General features: G+C 58.3%; 23 protein-coding genes. 11 read left to right on the top strand and 12 right to left on the bottom strand.

The annotated features are described in order from the left end of the window. The first annotated feature begins 56 nt into the window (after positions 1-56). The 4 genes from odhB to B7364_RS16760 all read left to right on the top strand — a co-directional run bounded on the left by odhB (position 57) and on the right by B7364_RS16760 (position 4,635). Positions 57-1,265, top strand: coding sequence for a 2-oxoglutarate dehydrogenase complex dihydrolipoyllysine-residue succinyltransferase (odhB, locus tag B7364_RS16775; RefSeq protein WP_085341202.1), 1,209 nt, complete (start codon positions 57-59; stop codon positions 1,263-1,265). Positions 1,266-1,313: 48 nt separating this feature from the next. Further along, positions 1,314-1,748, top strand: a complete 435-nt coding sequence (locus B7364_RS16770; RefSeq protein WP_157893768.1) for a hypothetical protein — start codon at positions 1,314-1,316, stop codon at positions 1,746-1,748. 106 nt (positions 1,749-1,854) lie between these two features. Continuing rightward, positions 1,855-3,258 (top strand): dihydrolipoyl dehydrogenase, encoded by a 1,404-nt coding sequence (lpdA, locus tag B7364_RS16765; protein ID WP_085341200.1) that lies wholly within the window; start codon positions 1,855-1,857, stop codon positions 3,256-3,258. A gap of 60 nt (positions 3,259-3,318) precedes the next feature. Continuing rightward, the gene (locus B7364_RS16760) at positions 3,319-4,635 is read left to right on the top strand and encodes an NADH:flavin oxidoreductase/NADH oxidase family protein (RefSeq protein ID WP_085341199.1); all 1,317 of its coding nucleotides are present in this window, start codon (positions 3,319-3,321) and stop codon (positions 4,633-4,635) included. A 24-nt stretch (positions 4,636-4,659) separates the two neighbouring features. On the opposite strand, the gene B7364_RS16755 is transcribed toward B7364_RS16760, so the two are convergent. Together B7364_RS16755 and B7364_RS16750 are read right to left on the bottom strand one after the other, a co-directional pair. Then, a complete protein-coding gene (locus B7364_RS16755) occupies positions 4,660-5,463 on the bottom strand; it encodes a thermonuclease family protein (protein WP_157893767.1) in 804 nt (267 codons plus the stop codon). Positions 5,464-5,590: 127 nt separating this feature from the next. Beyond that, positions 5,591-6,553: an oxidoreductase gene (locus tag B7364_RS16750; RefSeq protein WP_085341197.1), complete on the bottom strand. Its 963-nt coding sequence runs from the start codon at positions 6,551-6,553 to the stop codon at positions 5,591-5,593. Positions 6,554-6,729: 176 nt separating this feature from the next. Between B7364_RS16750 and B7364_RS16745 the strand changes: the two genes are divergently transcribed. Further along, complete coding sequence (locus B7364_RS16745; protein ID WP_085341359.1) at positions 6,730-7,581, top strand: thymidylate synthase; 852 nt, start codon at positions 6,730-6,732, stop codon at positions 7,579-7,581. Positions 7,582-7,587: 6 nt separating this feature from the next. Here the strand turns inward: B7364_RS16745 and B7364_RS16740 are convergent, their stop codons facing one another. Genes B7364_RS16740 through hemC form a run of 4 tightly spaced genes read right to left on the bottom strand, consistent with a single transcriptional unit; the run spans position 7,588 to position 12,135 of the window. Continuing rightward, positions 7,588-9,090, bottom strand: a complete 1,503-nt coding sequence (locus B7364_RS16740; protein WP_085341196.1) for a heme biosynthesis HemY N-terminal domain-containing protein — start codon at positions 9,088-9,090, stop codon at positions 7,588-7,590. Then, complete coding sequence (locus B7364_RS16735; RefSeq protein ID WP_085341195.1) at positions 9,087-10,421, bottom strand: COG4223 family protein; 1,335 nt, start codon at positions 10,419-10,421, stop codon at positions 9,087-9,089. The genes B7364_RS16740 and B7364_RS16735 overlap by 4 nt, the downstream gene beginning before the upstream one ends. Before the next feature lie 27 nt (positions 10,422-10,448). Then, positions 10,449-11,177: a uroporphyrinogen-III synthase gene (locus tag B7364_RS16730; protein ID WP_157893766.1), complete on the bottom strand. Its 729-nt coding sequence runs from the start codon at positions 11,175-11,177 to the stop codon at positions 10,449-10,451. Then, positions 11,170-12,135 carry a hydroxymethylbilane synthase gene (gene hemC, locus B7364_RS16725; protein WP_198534305.1) on the bottom strand — a complete coding sequence of 322 codons (966 nt, stop codon included), beginning with the start codon at positions 12,133-12,135 and terminating at the stop codon, positions 11,170-11,172. The genes B7364_RS16730 and hemC overlap by 8 nt, the downstream gene beginning before the upstream one ends. Before the next feature lie 50 nt (positions 12,136-12,185). On the opposite strand from hemC, the gene tsaD reads away from it, so the two are divergent. Continuing rightward, the gene (gene tsaD, locus B7364_RS16720; protein ID WP_085341193.1) at positions 12,186-13,295 is read left to right on the top strand and encodes a tRNA (adenosine(37)-N6)-threonylcarbamoyltransferase complex transferase subunit TsaD; all 1,110 of its coding nucleotides are present in this window, start codon (positions 12,186-12,188) and stop codon (positions 13,293-13,295) included. Here the strand turns inward: tsaD and B7364_RS16715 are convergent. Together B7364_RS16715 and B7364_RS16710 are read right to left on the bottom strand one after the other, a co-directional pair. Next, a complete protein-coding gene (locus tag B7364_RS16715; RefSeq protein WP_157893765.1) occupies positions 13,292-14,260 on the bottom strand; it encodes a glycosyltransferase in 969 nt (322 codons plus the stop codon). The two genes, tsaD and B7364_RS16715, sit on opposite strands and share 4 nt — an antisense overlap. 698 nt (positions 14,261-14,958) lie before the next feature. Continuing rightward, positions 14,959-15,546 carry a TetR/AcrR family transcriptional regulator gene (locus tag B7364_RS16710; RefSeq protein WP_085341191.1) on the bottom strand — a complete coding sequence of 196 codons (588 nt, stop codon included), beginning with the start codon at positions 15,544-15,546 and terminating at the stop codon, positions 14,959-14,961. Between the two features lie 101 nt (positions 15,547-15,647). Between B7364_RS16710 and B7364_RS16705 the strand changes: the two genes are divergently transcribed. Together B7364_RS16705 and B7364_RS16700 are read left to right on the top strand one after the other, a co-directional pair. Continuing rightward, the gene (locus B7364_RS16705; protein ID WP_085341190.1) at positions 15,648-16,640 is read left to right on the top strand and encodes an NAD(P)H-dependent glycerol-3-phosphate dehydrogenase; all 993 of its coding nucleotides are present in this window, start codon (positions 15,648-15,650) and stop codon (positions 16,638-16,640) included. Then, a complete protein-coding gene (locus B7364_RS16700; RefSeq protein ID WP_085341189.1) occupies positions 16,640-16,927 on the top strand; it encodes a YciI family protein in 288 nt (95 codons plus the stop codon). The genes B7364_RS16705 and B7364_RS16700 overlap by 1 nt, the downstream gene beginning before the upstream one ends. A gap of 34 nt (positions 16,928-16,961) precedes the next feature. On the opposite strand, the gene B7364_RS16695 is transcribed toward B7364_RS16700, so the two are convergent. From B7364_RS16695 to B7364_RS16685, 3 genes are read right to left on the bottom strand one after another with little or no spacing between them, the layout of a single operon-like run. Continuing rightward, on the bottom strand, positions 16,962-19,280 hold the full coding sequence (locus B7364_RS16695) for a penicillin acylase family protein (protein ID WP_085341357.1): 2,319 nt from the start codon (positions 19,278-19,280) through the stop codon (positions 16,962-16,964). 35 nt (positions 19,281-19,315) lie between these two features. After that, positions 19,316-20,107, bottom strand: coding sequence for a hypothetical protein (locus B7364_RS16690; protein ID WP_085341188.1), 792 nt, complete (start codon positions 20,105-20,107; stop codon positions 19,316-19,318). After that, entirely contained in the window at positions 20,107-20,400 is a 294-nt protein-coding gene (locus B7364_RS16685) for a DUF1330 domain-containing protein (protein WP_085341187.1), read from the bottom strand. The genes B7364_RS16690 and B7364_RS16685 overlap by 1 nt, the downstream gene beginning before the upstream one ends. Positions 20,401-20,480: 80 nt before the next feature. On the opposite strand from B7364_RS16685, the gene B7364_RS16680 reads away from it, so the two are divergent. The 3 genes from B7364_RS16680 (at position 20,481) to B7364_RS16670 (ending at position 23,147) form a co-directional block, all read left to right on the top strand. After that, positions 20,481-21,374: a VOC family protein gene (locus B7364_RS16680; protein ID WP_085341186.1), complete on the top strand. Its 894-nt coding sequence runs from the start codon at positions 20,481-20,483 to the stop codon at positions 21,372-21,374. After that, positions 21,371-22,375 carry an MDR family NADP-dependent oxidoreductase gene (locus B7364_RS16675; RefSeq protein WP_085341185.1) on the top strand — a complete coding sequence of 335 codons (1,005 nt, stop codon included), beginning with the start codon at positions 21,371-21,373 and terminating at the stop codon, positions 22,373-22,375. Before B7364_RS16680 ends, B7364_RS16675 begins: the two co-directional genes overlap by 4 nt. Before the next feature lie 88 nt (positions 22,376-22,463). Continuing rightward, entirely contained in the window at positions 22,464-23,147 is a 684-nt protein-coding gene (locus tag B7364_RS16670) for a hypothetical protein (protein ID WP_085341184.1), read from the top strand. Positions 23,148-23,398: 251 nt separating this feature from the next. Here B7364_RS16670 and B7364_RS16665 read toward each other — a convergent pair whose 3' ends face one another. After that, entirely contained in the window at positions 23,399-24,022 is a 624-nt protein-coding gene (locus B7364_RS16665; protein WP_085341183.1) for a LolA family protein, read from the bottom strand. Between the last annotated feature and the right edge of the window lie 16 nt (positions 24,023-24,038).

The raw sequence follows: 24,038 nt of genomic DNA, 5'->3' as shown, positions 1-24,038 counted from the left end.
CGATCCTTACCTGGGGCCTGTTGCCCCTTCACCATTCTGACTCCGCTGGAGGTTTTATGCTCGATATCGTCGTCCCCGTTATGGGAGAATCCGTTGCCGAAGGCTCGATTGGTTCTTGGTCGAAAAAGGCCGGTGATGCGGTCAAAAAGGATGAGCTGCTGGTCGAGATCGAAACCGATAAGGTTGCACTGGAAGTTGTGGCACCCGCCGATGGGGTGCTGGCTGAAATCCTCGCAACCGATGGCGCAACCGTAACCCCCGGCATGGTGATTGGTCGGGTAGAAGCCGGTGCGGCCGCAAGCCCAGCTGCCGCCAAGCCCGCCCCAGCCCCCGTTGCAGCCCCCGTTGCAGCTCCTGCGCCGGCCGCAGCGGCACCCGCCGCCACGCATGACCCGATGCCATCGGCTGCGCGTGCCCTAGAAACCGCAGGTGTGCCCGCCAGTGCGGTAACCGGCAGCGGCAAGGACGGCCGGATCACCAAGGGCGATGCCTTGGCCGCTGTGGCGGCTTTGGCTGCGGCCCCTGCCCCCGTCGCTGCAGCCCCGTCAGCCCCGCGGGCTTTGGGTGCGCGCGAGGAGCGTGTGAAGATGACGCGCCTGCGTCAAACCATCGCCCGCCGTCTGAAAGACGCACAAAATACCGCCGCCATGCTGACGACTTTCAACGAAGTCGACATGACCAATGTCATGGCCGTGCGTAACAAATACAAAGACATTTTTGAGAAGAAGCATGGCGCAAAACTGGGCTTCATGAGCTTCTTTGTAAAAGCCTGTATCGTCGCTTTGAAAGACGTGCCGGCTGTAAACGCCGAAATCGACGGCACCGACATTATCTATAAGAACTTCTATGACATTGGCGTCGCGGTCGGCACCGATAAGGGTCTGGTGGTTCCTGTTCTGCGCAATGCCGAAGATTTGGGCCTTGCCGGGATTGAAAAGGGCATTGCCGATCTCGGCAAAAAAGCGCGCGATGGCGCTTTGAGCATCGATGATATGCAGGGCGGCACCTTCACCATCTCCAACGGTGGGGTTTATGGTTCGCTCATGTCCACGCCAATCCTGAATGCGCCGCAGTCGGGTATTTTGGGCATGCATAAAATCCAAGATCGTCCGATGGTTGTGGGGGGGCAGATCGTCGTTCGCCCGATGATGTATCTGGCCTTGTCTTATGATCACCGCATTGTGGATGGCAAAGAGGCCGTGACCTTCCTTGTGCGCGTGAAAGAGTGCTTGGAAGATCCAGAACGTATGTTGCTCGACATCTAATCAGGTCGCGCGCGCCGTGGCTGAAGCTTTTGGGCTGGGATGGATGGCATGCTAACCCTCGCCGGGATTATTGTTTTTCTCTATGCGGTCTCCAGCATCCTGGGGCTGTGGCTGTCGTCACAGGTCACCAAAGTGCTCGAGGGTGAGGGACCGATCCCGGAAGCTTTGGCCGAGACCCCGCAACATCACCTCGACTTAATGGCCAATTATGCCATGGGGTGGCGGGCCGCGGCTTGGCGTGTTTCGATTGGGGCCCTTGTTACAAGTCTGGTTGCACTGGCTTTTTCAAGTTCCTTGGCCTTTTGGGCCTTGGGCATTGCGCTTGCCATTGATTCCATCTTGTTCATGACGTGTCGTGATATCCGCCTCATTCTCTACAAGACCACACCCATGGAGCGCTTGGTGGATGCGGCCCAATGCGTGGCTCTATTGGCCAGCTTTACCCTCTTTTTCTGGCTTACCCTCACAACCGCTTTGGCTTGAGAGGGTTTGGGTTGGCCAATTGCAGAATTTAAACCATCCCTCAGTAGCGATTGCCGCCCAAGGGGCGTAAGAGCGGTCGCTGACATCATGCAATCAGGAGCGTTTCATGGCAGAACAGTTTGACGTCGTCATCATCGGTGGCGGTCCAGGGGGCTATAATTGCGCCATACGGGCAGCCCAACTGGGATTGAAGACCGCCATTATCGAAAAGCGCGGCCGCTTGGGCGGCACCTGTCTGAATGTGGGTTGTATCCCATCCAAAGCCTTGCTGCATGCCTCAGAAGCCTATGAAGCAGCCCAACATCACTTTGCCGATATGGGCATTGAGGTGACGGGCGTCTCGCTCAATCTCGAAAAAATGCTGGCGCAGAAGGATGATGCCGTCGATGGTTTAACCAAGGGCGTTGAGTTCTTGATGAAAAAGAACAAGATCACTTATCTGGTTGGCAAAGGTGCGATTGCGGGGCCAGGCACAGTCTCGGTGACTGCGGCTGATGGTGCGGTCTCCAGCCTTGCGACTAAGAATATCGTGATCGCCACGGGGTCTGACATTTTGTCATTACCCGGCGTGACGATAGATGAAGAGCGCATTGTGTCGTCCACGGGCGCATTGAAGCTCACTACTGTTCCCAAAAAGATGATTGTCATTGGCGGGGGCTATATCGGCCTTGAAATGGGTTCGGTCTGGCGTCGATTGGGGGCAGAAGTGACGGTGGTGGAATATCTCGACCGCATCACGCCGACGATGGACGGGGAAGTCTCAACGCAATTCATGCGCATCCTGAAGAAGCAGGGCATCATTTTTGAACTGGGCACCAAGGTCACCCAAGTGGAAAATACGGGCTCTGGTGTGAAAGTCACCGTGGAACCGGCCAAGGGCGGCGATAGCAAAGTGCTGGAAGCCGATGTTGTTTTGGTCTCGATTGGTCGCAAACCCTATACAGAAGGTCTGGGCCTTGAGACGGTGGGTATTGCCACCGATGCACGCGGCTTTATTCCCTCCACCCATTGGGCGACGACGGCGCCTGGTGTCTATGTGATTGGCGATGTGACCTATGGCCCGATGTTGGCGCATAAGGCCGAAGAAGAAGGGGCTGCTGTGGCTGAAATCATGGCCGGCAAATCGGGCCATGTGAATTTCGACGTCATTCCAGGCGTGGTCTATACCAATCCAGAAGTGGCAAGCGTGGGTAAAACCGAAGAAGAATTAAAGACGGCTGGTACGCCCTATAAGGTCGGCAAATTCCCCTTCATGGCCAATAGCCGCGCCCGCACCAATCATGAGACCGATGGCTTTGTGAAAATCCTCGAGCATGCTGAAACCCGCCGTATTCTGGGCGTGCATATGATTGGCGTCGGCGTAGGTGAAATGATTGGCGAGGCCTGTCTTGCCATGGAATTTGGGGCTTCGGCTGAAGATATTGCCCGCACCTGTCATGCCCACCCAACCATGTCGGAGGCCATGCGCGAAGCAGGTAAAGCCGTCGATGGCTGGGCCATGCAAATGTAAGCCCTTTGGGATGAGGCCAAAGGCTCCATCCCATAATCTGTGCTCAGCGGGAGGTTTGCCATGGCGACCACGACAATCCAGACCCCTCTTACGCTGCCTTGCGGGGCTGTCTTAAAAAACCGTCTGGCCAAAGCGGCCATGACCGAGGGCTTGGCCGATAGCCGGGGTGTGCCTACCTCTGGCTTGGTGCGCTTGTATCAGGGCTGGGCGCATGGTGGCTGTGGCCTTCTGATTACCGGCAATGTCATCATCGACGCGGACCATTTAGAGCGGCCCGGCAATGTCATCCTGTCCGCTTCACCCACGCCAGAGGCCGAAGCAGCCTTGCGGGCTTGGACACAGGCGGGCACCGCGCAGGGCACGCATTTATGGGCCCAGATCAGCCATGCAGGTCGGCAAACCCAGAAAATGGTCAACCCAACGCCCAAGGCACCCTCGGCTGTCAAATTAGGGTTGCCCGGCGGCCAATTTGGCGAGCCCCAAGCCATGAGCGCAGCGGAAGTTGCCGCCACCATCAGCGCCTATGTGCAGGCGGCGCTGACTTGTCAGGCGGTCGGCTTTACCGGCGTCCAGATTCACGCCGCCCACGGCTATCTTTTGTCGTCATTTCTCAATCCCTTGGCCAATCAACGCAGCGACCTCTATGGCGGCCCGCTTGAAAATCGGGCGCGGCCTTTGTTGGAGGTGGTGCGCCAGACCCGCGCAGCGGTGGGCCCCAGCTTTGCGATTGGGGTAAAACTCAATTCGTCAGACTTCCAAAAAGGTGGCTTGACGACCGAAGACAGCGTGCAAGTGGCTAAATGGTTGCAAGAGTTGGGCGTCGATCTGCTGGAGGTCTCCGGCGGCAATTATGAGGCCCCAGAGATGATGGGGATGGAGGGCCTCGACCCGACAGCCCCAAGGCCTATGAAAAGCGCTTCGACTTTGGCGCGGGAAGCCTATTTCATCGACTTTGCCCGTAATTTACGCCGCGAAGTTACCATGCCCATCATGCTCACCGGTGGCCTGCGCACGCTTTCGGGCATGCAAGCTGCCTTAGACGAAGGCGTGAATGTGATCGGCATCGCCCGGCCCTTGACCATCGTCCTGAAAGCCGCCAACGCCCTGCTTGATGGCACATCGGATCATTTGCCAGCTTGGGAGCAGAAACTGCAAGAGCGGCCAGGTTTCTTCGGACCAAAGTCGCCCATTAAACTCATCCGCACCATCCAAGGCTTTGCTGGCATATATTGGTATTATAGCCAATTCTACCGCCTCGGCCGCGGTCATCCGGCCGAACCAAACCTGTCACCCCTCAAAGCCATGGGCGAAGTGACTGGCTGGTCCAAGCGCCTGATCCAAGCCCGCCGGGGTGGCCCGCCCGTATCGCCAGTTTGAAGTCTGCCGAGCTTTCTTTAGACCTCACGGCTTTAGGTTTGTCTGCTGGCGCCGGGCGGCCGGGGCCATGATAAACTCAATCTGCTCTGGATGGTCGACCCAAACGCTCGGCCCATTGGAATTGCGCACATAGCCGCGCACGCGGATTGTGCGGCCCTGTAATGCCAGAATATCGCCAGCCCCACCGCGCCAACGCGCAAAGGCCGTTTCGGGCACAATGGCGGTCACGTCGGACTTGTCGTCTGTGCCAAAGTTTAAAAAGATCACCTTGCCACGCTGGCTGGCCTTTTCGACTTTGCCTTCCATCAATTGAAAGCTGTTGAGGCCGCCTTGAAGGGCCTCGGGCGTGGCATAGCGGACTTGATAGGGGCCTGCAGTCCAGATGCCTTTACCAGCCCGGCGTGCTTCGCGCTCTGCCTGCCACAGGTCACCAATCGCGCGGCGATTGTCGGCATAGGTATGGACCCGCGCGAGACCCTGTTTGAGCAAATCTGATTGAACCCAAACAGGCTCTTTGCCTAAGCCCTGCGGCACAAAGACATGGGCGATGGCCCGCCCGCGACGATCCCGCCTCAAGCCGTCATAATGCAGCTCAACCTTCTTGCCCAAGATCAGGCCTTCAAGTTCGCGCGTCGCCCGTGGACCCCAGCTATCACCTGGGCGAACGCGTGGTGCCTCCACCTCCGCCAGACGAACCTCCAGCCCAGAGTCGAGGATGAAACTATCCCCGTCCAGCACTTTGCTGACCTTCCCCGTCTCCCCGCGCTCAAAACGCGGGGCGGCGGCCGTCATTGCGACAAAAGCACCTAACAACCCGATTAATTTCATAGACTTATCTAATCTCATCACACGCCCTGCCTTTTAAAGTGCTGCGAATGAAACGAGCCTATGTTCATGTTTTGATCTTGTCGAGTCTTATTTTAGGTACTCTTATTGGATTTCATGATTTTTGGATCTAACCGTATGAAACGCCAGTTAATTTTTCTGACAAAGTCCATAGCTCGTGCGCCGCCTTCTGGTCCACGGCATGATCGCGCACCTCGCCATAGGGATTGCCGCCTTCGACATAGCGCTTGGCAATGTCGCAATCTTCGCAATAAACCCCGCCGATCCCCTCAAGCTGTGGCGAGGTGGCGCACCACACGCTGGTGGCTGCCCCCTGTTCGGGCGTTTTGAACAGCGGGCTCAGATTGCCCTCTTTATCCATCCAGCCCATGGCGATCATTTCTTCTTGGGGCAAATGGCGCTGCAGATTGGTCATAATGCCCCCGGGATGGACCGAGAAGGCGCGAATGCCATGGGCCTTGCCGCGCGCATCCAGTTCTACGGCAAACAGGCTATTGGCGCTTTTGGCGCGGCCATAGGACAGCCATTTGTCATAGGGGGTGGTTTCAAAATTCGGGTCTAAAAGATCCACACCACCGATCCGGTGACCAATTGAGGACACCGACACAACCCGTGCCCCTTTGGCTGCCACCAGATTGTCCCACAACCGGCCCACCAATTGGAAATGCCCCAAATGATTGGTAGCAAATTGGCTCTCATAGCCCCGGCTGTCGCGGGTCAAGGGATTGGCCATAATGGCGGCATTATTGATCAAAATATGGATGGGGCCACTCATGCTTGCGCCAAAGGCGTCAATGCTGGCAGGATCACTCAGGTCGAGGGCGGCAATCTCAATCTTTCCAGCAACACCGGCAAGTTCGGTCGCGGCAGTATCGGGGCGGCGAGCTGCGACAATCACGCGTGCCCCAGCGCTGGCAAGCGCCCGCACCGTCTCCAGACCCAGACCAGAATAACCGCCCGTCACCACGGCCGTCTTGCCAGCCAGATTTATACCTTGGATGACATCCATGGCCGATGAGCGCATCCCAAAGCCGGAATTGAGCGGTTTTTGTACTTCTGAAACGTGCGCCATGATCGCCTCCCATTAAGCGTGTTTTGCCCTATGTGTGGACCAAGTCAGTGCCGATGCAAAGCCAAAACTTGTGGGATCTCTGCGCTGCAGACCTGCAGTGGCCGATCGTCTATCCACTGGTCTTGCCGAATCGTGGTGATAAGGTAAGCAACGCCCAAGATAGGACCAGAAACTTCATGGCTGATGGACATTTTTCCCCCGCGACAGAGACTGTTCCTGCCACCCATGCCGACCGTGTCTATCAGGCCTTGCTGGCTGATATATTGGAAAATGGCCAAAAGCGGGAAGACCGTACGGGCACCGGCACCTTGGGTGTGTTTGGGCGGCAGATGCGGTTTGATTTAGCCGATGGCTTTCCCCTTCTCACCACCAAGAAGCTGCACACACGCTCCATCATTATTGAGCTCTTATGGTTCCTGCGCGGGGAAACCAATATTGCTTGGCTTAAAGAAAATGGCTGTTCGATCTGGGATGAATGGGCAGATGCTGAAGGCGAGCTGGGCCCGGTTTACGGCAAGCAATGGCGGTCTTGGGCCGCACCTGATGGCCGCTCTATCGACCAGATCAGCCAATTGGTTGGCAATCTGAAGTCCAACCCTTGGTCGCGTCGCCATGTGATTTCGGCTTGGAATCCAGCCGATGTCGACGATATGGCGCTGCCGCCCTGCCATTGTTTGTTCCAGTTCCACGTCTCTACCGATGGCAAATTGAGTTGCCAATTATACCAACGCTCGGCCGATGTGTTTTTGGGCGTACCCTTCAATATCGCGTCCTATGCCTTATTGACCCTGATGCTCGCACAAGTGACGGGCCTGAAACCGGGCACATTTGTGCATACATTGGGCGATGCGCATTTGTATCTGAACCATTTGGATCAAGCGCGGTTGCAAATCTCGCGTGAGCCTATGGCCCTGCCGCGCATGGTGCTCAATCCAGAGATCACAGACCTGTTCGGCTTCAGCTATGAGGATTTCAAGCTGGAGGGCTATCAAGCCCACCCGCACATTAAGGCCGCGGTTGCCGTTTAAGCCAGACTAGAATTTCAACCACGACTTTTTGGCAGAACTTGCCGTATCTTCATCCGTATCCTCGTCAGCGCCCAAGCCGTCAAACGCGCCAATCCCTGGATCATCGGGCACCATAGGCTCTGCCTCGCCACTGGCGACGCGGGTGGCTAAGGTGCGTTCAGTCAAGGCCGCAAGCTCTGGAGCGACCAAGCGCTCGGTATCAGAGCGTTCAAGGCGGGGATGGATCAATAGGCCGCGCTCGCCATAGGATTCGATTAAACGCGCCCAATCGGCATCCTCATAGGCAAAGGCGCTGCCATCGGGATCAAGGTCTGACCAGTCTGGTTCACGCGGGGCGTTAGAGCCCTTTGCCAACCATTCCCGCGCGCCTGCTTCATCGCCCGAGGCTTTGGCCGCAGCCGCGCGCAGGGCCAGAATCCGGGAGGTAGGCCGCTCGGCCAATAAAGGTTCTAAGGCTTGGATCGCCGTCACCGCATCTTGGCTCAATAAAGCCTGCTCAACTGCCAGAATGCGGCTTTCGCGATGATTGGGGTTGAGGCGGATCAGCCCATCCAGCCAGCGGGCTTGGGTTTGTGGGCTTTCTTCGCTCTTCAGATCCTTATAGGCAATCGCCAAAGCAGGGTGGGGCGAGGCTTCCCACGCGGATTCCAAGGTTCCTGCTGCCTGCCATTGCTTCCCAATAATGGCTTGCAGGCGGGCGGCCATCACAGCAGCAGGGGCAAAGCCTGCCGCGAATTTGCTGGCGCGTTGGGCAAGTTCAAGCGCTTGGGCTGGCTCCATCATGCGCTCTGCCCGGTGCGCCGCGGCGGCCAAAACCACAGCCCGTCTGCGCGTCGCCGTCTTTTGACCAACCAAGCCACGCTTCTCGGCATCATCGAGCGCAGCCAATGCGCCATCCCAATCGGCCGCCAAGACACGGCGGTTAAACAGGAATTCAGCAGGCCAAGGTGCCTTTTTCGAGCTTTGCAACGCGGCTTCCGCATGGGAAATGGCTGCGGCCAGATTGCCACGATTAAGGGCAAGCTCTGCCAAGCCCCGGCGGGCGGCAACGCCATAGCCCGCCACATCGGTCAGTTCGCCATAGAGGCGCTCGCCAGCTGCCCCGTCGCCCGCCACAACAGCAGACTTGGCGGCCAAGAATTTCGCACTGGCGGCATCGGGGGCAAAGCCCAAGGCCTTTTGCGCCTGACGGCGCGCTTCTGAAATCTCACCGGCCTCAAAGGCGGCCATGGACAGACCCAATGTGTCCAAACATTTTTTGCGCGCATTTTCCTGTTGCGCGCGCTTCATGCGTCCGGGCAAGCTCCACAGCCAGCCGATAAAGCCCCAAGTTGCCGTCATCAGAATGGTAATGCCCATCAAGATCGCAGCAGCAACGCCCGGACTGACGCTGACCTTACTCAGGCCATCATTATAGACAATCTCGCCGGGCTGGATGGCCAGAAAGATAAAGCCTGCCAGCATGGCTAGTCCCAAAATGATCAGGACGATCAATCGGATCAGTTTCATGGCAGGTTTCCTTGCTTTTGTGGGGCAGGAGGCGCTTTAGGAGCCCCAACAGGGCCGGGGGTTGCAGGAATAATGCCAATCGGGGCGCTATTTGCAGCCGCTGGCGCGGGGTTTGCTGCTTGCGGCGGCGGGGCGCGTGTACCCCGCTCAACCGCACCTCGTACGGCAGCCAAGCGGCTCTCTAAGGCCAAGCGATTTTGTGCCCCGGTGATCCATTCGGTGACGACTTCCGGGGCAGGGCTGATGGCCTTCACTTCTTCCACAGCAGCAGCCAGATCACCCTGATCCAGTTTCACTTTGGCCCGCAACAAGCTGGACTGGGCGCTGGTGCCATTGATATCGGCCACTTTTTCCACCCGCACCAGATCGGCAAAAAAGCCCTTGATCCAACCCCAAAAGCCGCTTTCCTTTTGGGCGGCGCGGTCGCTGGCAACAATGGCGGGTTCCAGCGCAGTGAAGCGTTCTTGCAACAGCGTCCGGGTCGGTACGCCCTTGCGGGCAAAATCCTCTAAGGCCGCCACTTCGGGCAAGCCCGGCAAGGCCGCGCGCACCGTTTCAAATTCGGGCCAGAAGGGGCCAGGCCTGCTGGCTGCTTCAACCAGATTAATAACGGCAAAGGTCACGCCGGGTGATGGGGCTTGGGCGGCTTGGCTTTGCAGGGTTTGGACCATGATTTTCAGGCCCGCAATTTCAGCCTGCAGACTGGCGATGATGGCCCCACCTGCTCCCGTTGGGTCCAAGGCCGCTAGACGTGTCTCGATGGCGGTAACCCGGCCTGAAACCCCTTTGAGTTCGCCTTCTAAAGCAGCCGTATCCACGGTTGGTGCAGGGGCTGTTGAAGGGGCAGGTGCAGCGGCAGGTGCAGCGGGGTCAGCTGGTCCGGGTGGTTGGGTTTGGGCGGCAGCAGGCTTTGCTCCCTCAAGGCGAGAGACCCGCCCCTCCAGGGCGGCCAAGCGTGCCGCAACAGCGGCGACTTGCGCGCCAGACTCACTTTGGTCTGGCGCAACCAATTGGCCCAATCCGATCTGCTTCATCATGTTTGGCTGGCTTAAGGCAACCAGCGCCAAAACGGCACCACCGCAGGCTGCGGCCGTGGAGAATAGCAGGACGGTGAAAAGCCCAACCCCACCGCTCCGCCCGCGCGTCGTTTCGCTGGGCGTTGTTGGAAAGACCGGCGCGCTGACGCCTGACTCCGCCGTTTTAGAGCTCATCGCGCTACCTGCCCGCAATTGGGCATCCAAAAACGGGTCTGAAACCGGCCTTTTTTCAGCCTTCGGCTCTGGCGTTACAGTCGAATCAAGCGGGTCTGGGGGAATTTTTTCTTCAGCCATACTCTAGTTAAACTCTGCTGCGCCCATTCACTCAAGGCTTTGTTTCTCAACTTCGTCACGCAAGGCATCCATCAGCGCTTCTTCATCGGGTGTTTCCGCGACGTGGGTTGACTTAAAACCCAATTCTTCCAGAGGCTTAATGCAAGCAGCCGACAGGCCCACAATGCGCCATGCCGCCAAACCCACCCCACGTTCGCTTACAGCAGAAGCAAGCCTGCGTGCCCCTGCAGGCGAATGGATCAGGATAAAGCCGCTGTCTTTGGCCAACAGGGCCACAATATTGGCTTTGAAATCAGGATGGTCATGGGTGGCATACACCTCCACATGGCGCGCTTCAAAACCACAGGCGCGCAACATGCCTGTCACATCGCCCGCCACTTCCCGGCCCCGCAAGTGCAATAAGGCGCCCCGCCTGGGGCTCATGCGGTCGGCAGCCAAGACCGCCAAAGTCGCCCCGTCGCCACCGGCAGAAATCACCGTTTCAAAGCCCGCCGCAATGGCTGCTTCGGCCGTGGCATCGCCAACCGCATACAGGGGCAAGGCCTTCAGCGTCTCAGTCACCTGAATGGCTCGGGCAGCCGCCGCACTGGTCATCAACAATGCTTGTACGCCGTCAAGGTCGAGGGTGGCAGGGGTGATTTCCACCCGAGCTGCTGGCATGATTAGCGGGCTCAGTCCAAGGTCACGCACCGCCTCTGCAGTGGCATGGGCCCCGGGTTCCGTCCGCGTAATCACACAGGCTTTCATCTCATCCATGCGCCCCTGCGAAGGCATTGCCAGCCATGTGCTTGACCTTTTGGCCCAGCTCTGTGCCCAGCGCCTCGGCCTTATCTTTTGTGGCATGGGCAAGGGACCCATCAAGGCGCCACCGCTCTTGCCCATCGGCCTGCAAGGCTTCACCGATAAAGGTCAATGTGCCCGAGGCGTCCAAGCTTGCCAGCGCACCAATGGCGGTGCGGCACGACCCGTCTAGGGCGGTCAGGAAGGCCCGCTCGGCGGCCACTTCAATCTCGGTTACAGGGTCTGCGATCTTGGCAAAGGCTGCTGCCGTTGCCGTATCGCCTGCGCGCGCTGTAATGGCCAACGCGCCTTGGCCGATAGCTGGCGGCATGGCGACGGGGTCCAACAAGACATGGGGCACATCGCTAAAGCCCAGTCGCGCCAAGCCTGCGGCTGCCAACAGGGTTGCATCGCATTGGCCTGCCTTCAGTTTCTCAAGCCGCGTGCCGACATTGCCGCGTAACGAGACGATGGTCAGATCCGGGCGGGCATGCAGCAATTGCGCGGCCCGTCGCAGACTGGCAGAGCCGATCACCGCTCCGTGCTTGAGATCCTCAAGCCCGGCACCTGAAACGGTCACCAACGCATCGCGGCGGTTCTCTCGTTCAGGTCCTGCCAATAGCACGATGCCATCTGGCAATTGGGTCGGCACGTCCTTGAGGGAGTGAATGGCACAATCAATCCGGCCATCCAACAACGCATCATCAAGCTCCTTGGTGAACAGACCTTTGCCGCCCGCTTCGCTTAAAGGCCGATCCTGAATGCGGTCGCCTGTCGTGGTGATTGGCACGATGGGAAGCTTATCGTCTATCTCGGCGCTTGGAATTCCCAGCGCTTTGGCCAATAGGGCGCGCAGTTGGCCGGTCTGGGCCAGCGAAAGAGGAGAGCCGCGAGCACCAATGCGCATGATAGGTTCCAGTTCAGAGCGTTGCATCTCTTACTAATCACCCCTAGTGGCAAGGCAGGTCAAGCTTCGGAGCCAGCATGAGCCGACAGATACCCACTTCTGATCCACAAATCGTCCTTGGACTGGAAACCAGTTGCGATGAAACTGCTGCGGCTGTGGTGGCTTTGCAGAATGGTCGGGCGCGGGTTTTGTCCAGCATTATCGCCAGTCAGATTGAGGCCCATGCGCCCTATGGCGGGGTGGTGCCCGAGATTGCAGCCCGCGCCCATGTTGAGGTGATTGACCATGTGATCCATCAGGCCATGACCCAGGCAGGCCTCGGCTTCCAAGATTTAACCGGCGTGGCGGCAACTGCAGGGCCTGGCCTGATTGGTGGGGTGATGGTGGGCCTGTTGACGGGTAAGGCCATTTCCTTGGCGCGCAACTTGCCCCTGGTGGCGGTCAATCATTTGGAAGGCCATGCCCTCTCGCCCCGGTTGGAAGCCGATGTGCCCTTTCCTTACCTATTGCTGCTGGTGTCGGGCGGGCATTGCCAGCTCTTGCGGGTTGGCGGGCTGGATGCGTGTGAACGCTTGGGCTCGACGATTGATGATGCGGTGGGCGAGGCTTTTGACAAGACCGCAAAAGTTTTAGGGCTAGGCTATCCCGGTGGGCCAGCGGTAGAGCGGGCGGCGCGGACGGGGGACCCCAAACGGTTTGACTTGCCCCGCCCCCTTAAGGGCCGGCCCGGCTGCGACTTTTCCTTTGCCGGCCTCAAGACGGCGGTTGCGCGTGAGGCAGCGGCGTTGGGCACCGTTACGGAGCAGGATATTGCCGATCTTTGTGCCAGTTTTCAGGCCGCTGTTGGCGATGTTTTGGTGGATCGCACGCGTCAGGCCATCACGGCCATGGCGCTGCCAGAGGGGCAGACTGGCCGCTTTGTCGTCGCAGGCGGGGTGGCAGCCAATCTAACGCTGCGCAGCCGATTAGAAGCATTATGCGACACGTTTGGCTGGTCCTTTTTCGCCCCGGCCTTGGCCTATTGTGGCGATAATGCTGCGATGATTGCCCTTGCCGGGGCAGAGCGTTTGGCCCAAGGCCTGTCGGATGATTTGGATGCGCCAGCCCGTCCGCGCTGGCCCTTGGATGGCGAAGCTGCGCGCGCTGCCCCCATGTATAAGACGGGGCGTAAGGGGGCGAAGGCTTAGGCCTTTTGGGCAGCCACTTGCTTTTTCTCTGCGGCGGCACCGTAGAAGCCAACCCGGAACGGCCCAAACCAAAAGACTTTGCCAAGCCCGCGCCACATCTTGTCATAGGCCCAAGCTAAACGCTCATGCCGGGTCACCCATAAGAGGGCGACCAAGGGTGCCAGCGCCAGCGCCTGCGCCACGCCTTTGACCATGGAAAACACCATGCGCCCATAATCCCGGTCGGCCCGATGATACCATTGGCCGGTGGTGTTATGGCCAAAGGCAAAGGCACGCTTGGTCAGATAGGCCCAAGTCGCCCGGCTGGGTGGCACGTCTTCATAGACCCATGCATCCTCAGCCCAGCCGAACCGGCCACCTTTGGCCACCACTTCGCGCCATAAAATATCATCCTCGCCCCCGGTTTCATTGGCAGCCGGGTTGAAGGGCTCTGCCTTGGTGAAGACGGTTTCGCGCTTTAAAAAACAATTGCCGCAGCCATAAGGAATGTCGATCAAGCGCGTTGGCCCATCAAGTCTGCGGGAAAAGAAGTTTTGAAAATAGGTGTGCGGCACGTTGTGCTCAACGGGCAAGCGGGCTTCAATCGGGCCAAACACCACATCCGCACCCGTCTCCTGTTGCGCTCTGACCAGATTAGCCAGCCAATTTGGCTTGGCCACTTCATCATCATCCAGGAAGGCGATGAAGGCACCGCGCGCAAGGCTGACGGCCTTGTTGCGTGCATTGGCGACCCCGGCGGCGGGCTCGACCGCATAGATGAAGGGCGTTTGACCCACCTCTTGTGCCAAGAGGTCTGCCGTGGCTTTGCAGGATTGTTTGGCATCATTATCGACCAGAATGATCTCCAGCGATGGCGCATTTTCTTGACCCAGAATGGAGCGCACCGCCGCCAAGGCACCGTCTGGCCGGTGAAAGGTTGGGATGATCACGCTGATAATGGGTGCCTCAGACGCCGTTTTGGTCACTTGATATCTGCCTCTTTGGCAGGCGTGACGCTTCGGCACCCCCGCTTCCTGCTCACCTTATCGCACAAAAGGGTCGCTCATTCCTTACCAAGTCTAGCGCTTCACACAGGAAAATGCCGCCAAAGCGGGGGGCTTTGGCGGCGGAGTAGCACGTCCGATTTTGGGGGGGGGAGACGTGGGGCTTGGGAAAAGGTTGGCTAGAAGGCTTGGGCCGAAGCCCGATGTTCTGGGCTTAGTAGCCAGCTGCCCGGGCTGCCAATTCGCCAACTGGGGCGAGGATGGAGAGCACGAGGAAGGCTGCCAAGGTTAAGCTCCAGAGATGTGGGTTCGAATTTGTGTTGGTCATGGGGAGGATCCGTTTCTGTTTTGTGTGTTTATGCAGTCTATATAGAAAAACGCTGCACGCTTGTCAATGAACAATTTGCACATCGTTCATTAATTAGCAGTAAGGAAACAGGGAGCGGCTTTGGGAGGGGTGTCGGCGGGTCTTTAGAGGGGACAGCCTATGGCGTGCAGCCTGACTGGACTGCACCAAAGCTTTCGGGATGAAACTTCACCGCAAGGCTGACGGGCCCGATGACGTCCGCCCATCGGGGACCTCGTGCCGCAAAGTCCTTTGGGGTCCCCGCTCTTTGCTTCGGTTTCGGCGGGAATAAAACGCACCCATCCAAGCGGGCAATGCGCAGGGCTTCTTCGGATTAGCGCTTGAGAAGGCCGCGATAGAGCAAATCCATGGTGCCTTCGAGTTCACGCCGGAGCATATCAATGCGGAAGCAATTATAGAGCTGAGGGAAGCGGAACTTCATGGTGGCGCATTGGATCATTTCAGCCAATTCGTCGAGATTGTCGCACGGGTCAAAGGATCCCTCCTCAATGCCGTCTTTCAAGATTTTCTCAAGATAGACCCGCTCTGCCGCTAGCCGCCGATTTGAATAGGCTGGGCGCTCTTGGGTGATCGCTTGGGCAAGCTCAAACAGCTTCTTGTTTTTATCAATCATATTGAACGTGCGTTCCAGCACCGTACGGTGGAACTCGCGCATCCGCACTTCGGCTGGGCTGGCGGACTCGACAATCCCTTCCATAATGGCATCTTCCTCGACCTCATGGGCGCGGGCAAAGGCTTCGGCAATATCCAGCTTGGAAGGGTAGAATCTGTACAGATTTCCCGTCGACATCTTGAGGTCGGCAGCGATCTCAGACATCGTTGTTTTATTGTAACCGTAATGGTCGAACCGCCGGCCAGCGGCTTCCAGAATACGATCGCGGGTTTCTGCTTTGTCATCCATGCGAAACCCCTTAGACTAAAAATAATGAACAATCAACAAAATGTTCAGTTTTTATGAATCTGACGGCGGCGTCAAATTTTTCGGAGGGAAACAGGCACAAAATGGCAGAAATTGGCATCCTTGGAGCAGGGGCTTGGGGCACTGCTTTAGCGCAAGTAGCCGCCACCGCGGGCCACACTGTCTGCCTTTGGGCGCTCGAGCCCGAAGTTCTGGACAGCATTGCGACGACTGGCGAAAATAGTCTTTTCTTGCCCCAGGTTAAGTTGTCTCCTCGCATTCGTGCCACGGGTCATTTAGCCGATTTGGCCTCGTCCGATGCTATTTTGGCGGTTGTGCCAGCCCAATTCATGCGCCAGACTTTAAGCGGGCTCGCCCCTCATGTGCGGGCAGGCACGCCTGTCGTTTTGTGCTCCAAAGGCATTGAGCAGGGCACGCAGAAATTGATGACCGATGTGTTGGCCGAAGTGCTGCCAAACTGTGTTGGCGCTGTTTTATCGGGGCCGAGCTTTGCCAAAGACGTGGCCGTCGGCCTGCCCACAGCGGTTACTTTGGCGTGCGGGGACTCACAAATTGGCGCGCGCTTGGTTGAGTTGATCGGCATTGCGACTTTCAGGCCCTATCTCGCAACCGACCTGGTGGGGGCCGAAATCGGCGGCGCGGTGAAAAACGTCTTAGCCATCGCCTGTGGCATGGCCGAAGGCCGGGGCCTTGGCGAAAGTGCGCGCGCAGCCTTGATCACGCGCGGCTTTGCCGAAATGACGCGGCTTGGCGTCGCCATGGGGGCGGACGCCCGCACACTGGCCGGCCTCTGCGGCTTGGGCGATCTGGTCTTGACCTGTTCAAGCGCCACGTCGCGGAATTTTGCTTTGGGCTATGCTTTGGGCCAGGGGCAGAGCTTCCAAGAAGCCACAGCGGGCAAACGCAGCATCGCCGAAGGGGCCTCCACCGCCCCAGCGCTATTAGAACTTGCCGCCAGCAAGGGCGTTGCCATGCCGATTTGTGAAGCTGTCGCTGCCATCTTGGCTGGACGGGTTGATGTCGCGCAGGCCATTGGAAAGCTTCTTTCGCGGCCATTCAAGGTGGAGGCAGACTAGTGACCCTATTTCTTTTGACATGCTTGGATCATGCAGGCGCTTTGGACAAACGTTTGGCGACGCGCCCAGCTCATCTTGATTATGTCGCCAGCTTTGGTGCCGCGGTGAAGTTGGCCGGTCCTGTTCTAGATGCACCAGACGGTGGGCCGATCGGGTCGCATTTCATCCTCGATGTCGCCGATCAAGCTGCCGTGGAGGCCTTTGCCGCCAACGATCCCTATGCGCGTGCAGGTGTATTCAAGTCCCACACCATCCATCCGTTTCGTGTGGTGGTTGGGAATTTATAGGGGCAGGAGGGGCCATCTAGACCCCCGCGTCCCTCTAGCGCCCCGGCGTCACGTGGATGACGTGTTCGGCTTCTTGCAAAACCCGCGCGCGGGTCCACACGAACGGCACGTAGCGGCCGCTGGCCCATAGTGGGAAGAGGTCGCGATAATGGGGGCTGGCTGGATCGCCCGATTGGCCGGGATTATTGATCACCATGCTATTGTCCCACGCCCCCACATCTATCACCAAGCGCACCGAAGGGCCGGAGGCAAATTTATAGTCACCCGTCCAGCTTGTGGCATTGGGGCTTGTGCCGCTGCCCCCGATGGGGAAGGGGCCGACGCGGCGCTCTCCGTCGCGTCCGGGAATGGGCAACGCGGGCTTGAAATCCGCAACATGTAAGCTTCCCCAGCGCCATTGGCGCGCGTCTTGCCCCAGAAGACGCTCAGCCTCAGCCCAAGCAAGCCCAAGCGATTCCAGCAGGATTTCGCCCCGCTTTTGGGCGGGATCCGCGCCCAGTAAGGATCCAGCCTCCAGCACGGGAATGACTGAGATTGCAGGCGGACGGCCAAAGGTCGCGCGGGCTGCTTCGGGCACCACATGCTTAACCGCACTCTCGCCCACAAAGCGGCCTACCCAAATCTCAAACAAGGCCGCAGCGGCAGAGTCCACGCCCATAGAGCCATCCCACCCGGCTAAGAGTGACAGGGCAGAGACTTCGGCTTGGCTTCGCCCTTTCAGGTCTTTGAGGAGCGCCACCGTGCGCCGCGCGAAGGGGGAGGTGACATCATTCTGAAGCGCCATGGCGTCGGCGATGCCAAACTTGGGTTTGGACCGGATCACTTCATGGATGCGGGTCGCCCGGCTCGGGTCGGCCCATTCCAAAGCCAGAAAGTGGGGATAGCCCGCAGGCACATTCCTTTCATTGGCGGTCGCAATAAAGCCCTCTTTCGGATTGTGCTGGACGGGCATGCGCTTGGGGTCGAGCAAGCCAGTCCAATTGTAGGCATCGCCAGCCGGCACAGGCAACAAGCCATCACCGGTTTTGCGGATGGGAACAAAGCCACCTGGTGCCCAGCCAATATCGCCCTTCTGGTCAGCATAGAGCAAGTTTAGAGGCGGCGCGCCCCAATGGTTGCGGGCGACCAAAAACGCATCCCACGACTTTGCCTGAAAGGCCCAAGCCGCGTTGAAATAGGCAGAGCCGCCGGGCTGACTCCAAGTCGTGCGTAAGGCAAAGCTGCGCTGGGTTGCGGGATCTTCATACAGGATTGGCCCATCGGCACTGAATTTTAGCACGACTTCTTGGCTGGCTTGGCCTTTGATTTCGATGGTCTCGCGGACTGTTTTCAAGGCGACTTTGGCGTCGTTGACGACCAGATCTTGTTGGTCAATTGCAAAGATCGTCAAAGCCCAAGCAATCTCGCCATTATGGCCAAAGCTGATTCCGGGTAGTGCCGGTTCGCCTGCCCCTGCCAGTTTTAATTCGGGCGTATCAATATGGGAGAGATAGCGCAGATTGGGGATGGATTGGGCGCGATGGGGGTCATTTGCCAGGATGGGCCTGCCCGTAGCGCTGCGCTCTGGGCCGATCACCCAATTGTTGGAACCTTCTTGGCTTTCGTGATCGTGACGGGCCATAACCAAGACTTTTCCGTCAAACTTCACGTCGGTGGTGCCGAGCGTGAAAGTGTCGAGGACCGCTTGGGGAATGCTGCAGGGGTCGAGGCCTTGCGGGATTTTAACGTCTGTGGCCGGCTCTAGCCTGCGCCGTAAAGGCTCTAGCTTCACATCCCCACCGCACAGCGCGCGGGCGCGGGCCACTTCAGAGGTGAGGTTTGAAGCCAATGCATTCGAGCGAATGCGCACCACATCATCCGCTTCCCAGCGCTCTGGCCTTGTGCCGGTTGCGACAAATTCGATGGGAAGCTTTTGGTGTCCGCGCTCGGTCTCTAAAATATAGGCATTGATGCCCGCAACAAAGCTTTCAGTCCACGCCTTGGCGTCAGATGGATAGGCATTCCATTCGGCGGCCATATCGCCGCGATAGAGGAGGAGGCGGGCTGCACGGTCTTGTTCGACATAGCTTGGGCCAAAGCTGGCGGTGAGGCGGCCGAGCCCGCGCTTGCGCCACAAATCTATCTGCCACAGCCGGTCGCGCGCCACAGCATAGCCTTGCAGGAAGAAGCCATCGCGCGCATTGGCCGCATAAATATGGGGAATGCCAGCCCGATCCATAATGATCTCGCCCGACTGGGATAGACCCGGCAAAGTCCGGGCTTCTTGCGTCACGCTGGGCGGCAAACTTTGCGCATGGGCTTGGCCTGCGGCCAGCAAGGTCAGGAACATGGGCCGCATTATCCAAGGCTTCATCGCGGGCTCTCCGTTGGCACCAAATGCCAGCCTAATCATGGTCCGGTGAAAAGACCATCCGCCATCGGCTCATTTAATTTGAAATCGCGCCACACAATCTCATTCTGTTTCACCCCGTTGTAATACAGGCGGATGCGGCCAGGCTGGACCCACGATAAGCCGGGCTTGCGATAGAAATTGGAATAGATGCGTTCATGCCAGCCGCGCGGCGTGGCAAAGCCGACTGACAGGATGGCATAATCGGCCCGCGAGATACCAAACAAGGTCTTGGCTCCGGTGGGGTCTGTTACTTCGATCCGATAGACCGGCTGGCCGTCAACCAGGTCATCGGGCTGGCGGGCAAGGGTAAAGCCGGGGTCCAAGGCAAAGCGGATGACGCCAAAACCAAAATTTTCCGCCCATTGCTTATCTGCCGCCGACGGGGGCAAAATGCCATCTGGGCCATAGGTCCGCGCGCCATCAAAGGCCAAGAATGTCACGATTTTGCCACCCCGACGGCTCTCAATCCGTACTTTGCCATCGGCATTATGGGCTTGGGGTTTAAACTCGGGATAGACGCGCCACATCTTGTGGCTCTCATGAATCAAGGGCGTACCGTCTGGGGCATAAAAAGTGCCATAGCCTTCCAGAAACAGGGTCGTGGGGCGACGCCAGCTTTCCCCGCCCGCTTGGGCTGTTGCGCGTTCAACGATGGTTCGCGCGCTCAAGGCCGGGTTCTCCATCCGTGCGCCAATTAAGGGCTGATCCGGCCCCGGCGGGGGCAAGCCTTTTGCGCAAGCCGATCCAGCTGCGATCAGGGCGATTATGAAGGCTGCAAGCGCGCGCATCAGGCCACCTCAACCACTTGCACATCGGCCTCTGAGATGGCTTGTCGCGCAGCTTTCAAGGGCTGGTACTCAGGGCTATTCCAAAAGGCCTCAATGGCGGCTTTGTTCGGCCACTCCGACACAACAACCGACAGGCCATTGGCACGCGGCCCTTCAAAGCTCTCACACCCCGGCCCGCGAACAATGTATGTGCCGCCAAAGCGGGCAATCAAGGCTGCTGTTGGTTTGCCATAGACTTCCAAAAACCGCTCGCGATCATGAACCCGCACGGTGACAATCATATAGGCTGGCATGGTCCGTCCTCGACTCTTGGTTTGCTGGCTTCCATAATTTCAGCAAAAGATATATCCATTGCTTTCTAGGGAGGAAGCAAGTGAAACTTTTGCGCGCTGCGACATTAAACGTCCGTGATCTGAAACGGTCTGAGGCTTTATACCGTGACTGGCTGTTTTATCGCACGGTCGAGAGCGGCGTATTGGCGCGCGACCTTGCTAGTTCGTGGGGTGCGCCCGAAAGCGCGGGCCTGCCTTATGTGGTGATGCAGCCTGAAAGCGGGGCTGAGATTTATCTGCGCCTGATCGAGGATCAGCCCCATCCCGACTATGAAGCCCTCAAAACCTATGGCTGGGCGGCCATTGAAATCTGTGTCAAGGACGTTTTGGAAGTGAATGAACGGATGCTGCAAAGCCCGTTCAAAATCATTGGTCCGCCGCGTGAATTGGATGGCATGCCAGCCATCTATCCGATGCAAGTTCAAGGCCCGGATGATGAGATCGTCTATCTTACGCAAATTCGCGACGATCTGCCCATGTATGATCTGCCGCGTGCCACCAGCTTGATTGACCGCCAATTCATCCATGTTTGCGCGGTCTCTGACCTTCAAGGTGCCCTGAACTGGTGTCAGAATGTGCTGGGGCTGAGCTTTGGGCGGGACATGGACATTGTCTATACGATGCTGGCCAATGCCTTTGGCGTGCCCTATGAGCAGAAGTTCACCATCGCAACCCTAACCCACGCCCGCGATGTCTTTTTTGAGTTTGACCAATTGCCTCCAGCCGCAGGGCCGCGCCCTGGCTGGAAGGGTCGATTGCCGCAGGGGGTTAGTCTTTCGACCATTGTGCTGCCGGACTTCCGCGAGCGGGTACGCGAACACGCTAAATGGCTGATTACGCCCCCGACCGTGCATCAGGGCGAGATTTATCAAGGCAGGCGGGCGGCCACCCTGCGTGGTCCAGATGGCATTTTGTTTGAAGTGGTGGAGTTATGAAGCAGGTCGTCCTGAAGCACATCCTGACGGCGCGGCCCTGTGCCCATGATTTTGCGGTCGTGGAGATGGATGCCCCCGTCTGTCCAGGGGGCGGGGTTCTGGGGCGCGTCGTTCATCTCTCGCTTGACCCCTATGTCGGCTCGCGGCTGCGCGGTAAGCATATGGGCGAACCAGCCCCACGGCCGGGTGTCGACCCGATCCCCGGAGCCGCAGTCTGTCAGGTCGTGGAAAGCAAGGCCGCAGGCGTCAAAGCCGGGGACTGGGTGCATGCCATGGAAGTGGGCTGGCGGGAAATGGCCGATCTTGGCCCCGGCAGCTTTCGCCTGCTCAACCCAAATGCTGCCCCCTTGGCGGCTCATGCAGGTGTTCTGGGCATGCCGGGCCTGACGGCTTGGGCGGGGATAACGCAATTAGCCAAAGTAGGCCCGGGCGACGTGGTGCTGGTCGATGCTGCGGCAGGCCCAGTCGGTGGCACGGTGGGCCAAATTGCGCGCATCAAAGGGGCAAAGCATATTGTCGGTATTGCAGGTGGTGCAGAAAAATGCGCTTTGGTGACAGAGACCTACGGCTTTGACGCCTGTATCGATTATAAAAGCGACGGCTGGGAGCAAGCGCTGACGGAAGCCTTGCCAGAGGCACCGACCGTCTATTTCGAAAATGTCTCCACCGATATGGCGTCTAAAGCCCTGATGCGCTTGGCGCTGTATGGGCGGATGGTCTTGTGCGGGCTTGTCGATCAATATCATGCAGACCAACCCCCGCCCGGCCTGAATGCGGGGCTGATCGTGGGAAAGCGCGCCCATGTTATGGGGCTGGTCGTCTATGACTTCTATCCGGTGTGGGATGCCTTTGTGAAAGAGGCCAGCGCGTGGATCCATGCAGGTAGCCTCATCTATCATGAGGACCGCGTGACCGGTCTAGACCAAGCTCCCGCCCTGTTTGAGCGGCTCGTGCAGGGCCAAAACATCGGCAAGGCTGTTGTCGGTGTCGCGCCGGAATAGCAGACAAGGTGCGCTCTTTTGTCACTTGTGCGAAAGGATATATCATTTAAGCTGAGACAGAACCATCAAGGGGAGGTCGAGGGGAAACATGGTCATCAATGAAGTCGATGTGGTGCGCTGGCTGCACATATTGGCCATGGTCTATTGGTTGGGTGGTGAGTGGGGGGTGTTCCAAACTTCCTACCATGTGACCAATCGCGACCTTAGTTTGGACGAGCGTCGCCGCCATATGGAGACCGCCTATCGCATTGATATTTTAGCGCGCACGGGCATTATTCTCCTGCTTCCGCTTGGGCTGCACATGGGTCATCTCTATGGCTTTGTGCCCTTCTTGGATGGGATTGGCCTGGGCATGATGTGGGCCTTGGCATTGACTTGGTTGGCCTTGTGTTGGGCCGCCTTTATCAAGCGCGAGACCGATGCCGGCATCGCCCTCACCAAGCTCGATGAGAAAGTTCGCTTTGCCTTGATCCCCGCTCTCTTTGCGGTATCAATTCTTGCCTTCTTGGGCCATGGCCCTTTAGCGATTGAGACGGGCTCTTACTGGTATCCCGCCAAAATGTTCACCTATGCGCTGATGCTGGTGTTTGGCTTGGGCCTGCGCTTTATCATGCGGGAATGGACGACCTTGTTTCGGGTACTGGCCGAAGGGCCGAATCAAGCCGCCCAAACCCAATTGGAAATCTCCATCGGTCGCGGCCGCATGATTGCTTATTGCTATTGGATCGGGATTGCCACCACCGCCTTTTTTGGCGCGGTGAAGCCTTTTTGAGTGGGGGGCCTGAAACGTCAAACGCCCGACCATGAAGGCCGGGCGTTCAGACGATCAGCGCAGGGCACGCCGGGTCTGCGCCGGGGAGAAAGCCGGCGATGGTAATGCGGTCGCGGACTGAAAGCGGGGGGACGACGCCAGTCCGGATGACCTGCATCCATGAGTTGCAAGATAGACACATTCCAAAACAAAAGCAAGATTAAAAGTATTTAATTGTTGCGTGTGACGCAATTGTCACAATTTCGCGAGCTTTAGTTTTTGGGATCATATTTGCGGGTGGGCCCTGGCGTGGCAAACAGGCTCTGATTGATCGCAGCCCCGGTGGAAGCTTCGACCAAGCGCACGCGCGTGACGCGGCCTTGACGGTCCGCAATCGCCCATTCGCGCAATTGCTTGGCGGTGTCGTCATACGTGATGGTCAATTCGCCATCGGCCTGCCGCGCCTTATCGCGCACGGCCATGATGGTCATGCCGCCACGTTTTTCTACCCCGGTAACCAACACGTCCTTCTCCAAGCTCACATTGGCTTTCAGCAGGAAATACAAGGGCGTTTTGCGCAGAGGATAGCGGTCGGTTGTGCGCAAGCGCCTGTCTTGCAGGCTAACCGTCGCGCCATCCGAGATCAGCAAGAGCGGTGAGGGGGCGTCATATTCAAACCGCACTTTACCGGGCCGCTGCAACCAAAAGCGCCCGCCGACCGTGCTGCCATCGGGATTGGTCTGCAGGAAACGGCCTTGGATGCGGGTGATGGCATTGATCGACTGCGCCAGTGAGGCAATCGCGGCGGTGCGCTGGGCACCGGACAAGGCTTGCGCTTGGCCAATGCCCGGCATCAGGCCAACAAGTCCTGCTAGGAGTAGGTGACGTCTGTTCATGGCTAAGCTCTAGCTT

Origin of the sequence: Aquidulcibacter paucihalophilus (genome assembly GCF_002105465.1) — a bacterium.
GTDB classification, from domain to species: Bacteria; Pseudomonadota; Alphaproteobacteria; order Caulobacterales; family Aquidulcibacteraceae; genus Aquidulcibacter; species Aquidulcibacter paucihalophilus.
Note: the sequence above shows the minus strand (reverse complement) of the source record. Positions and strands in the feature narration are given on the sequence as shown.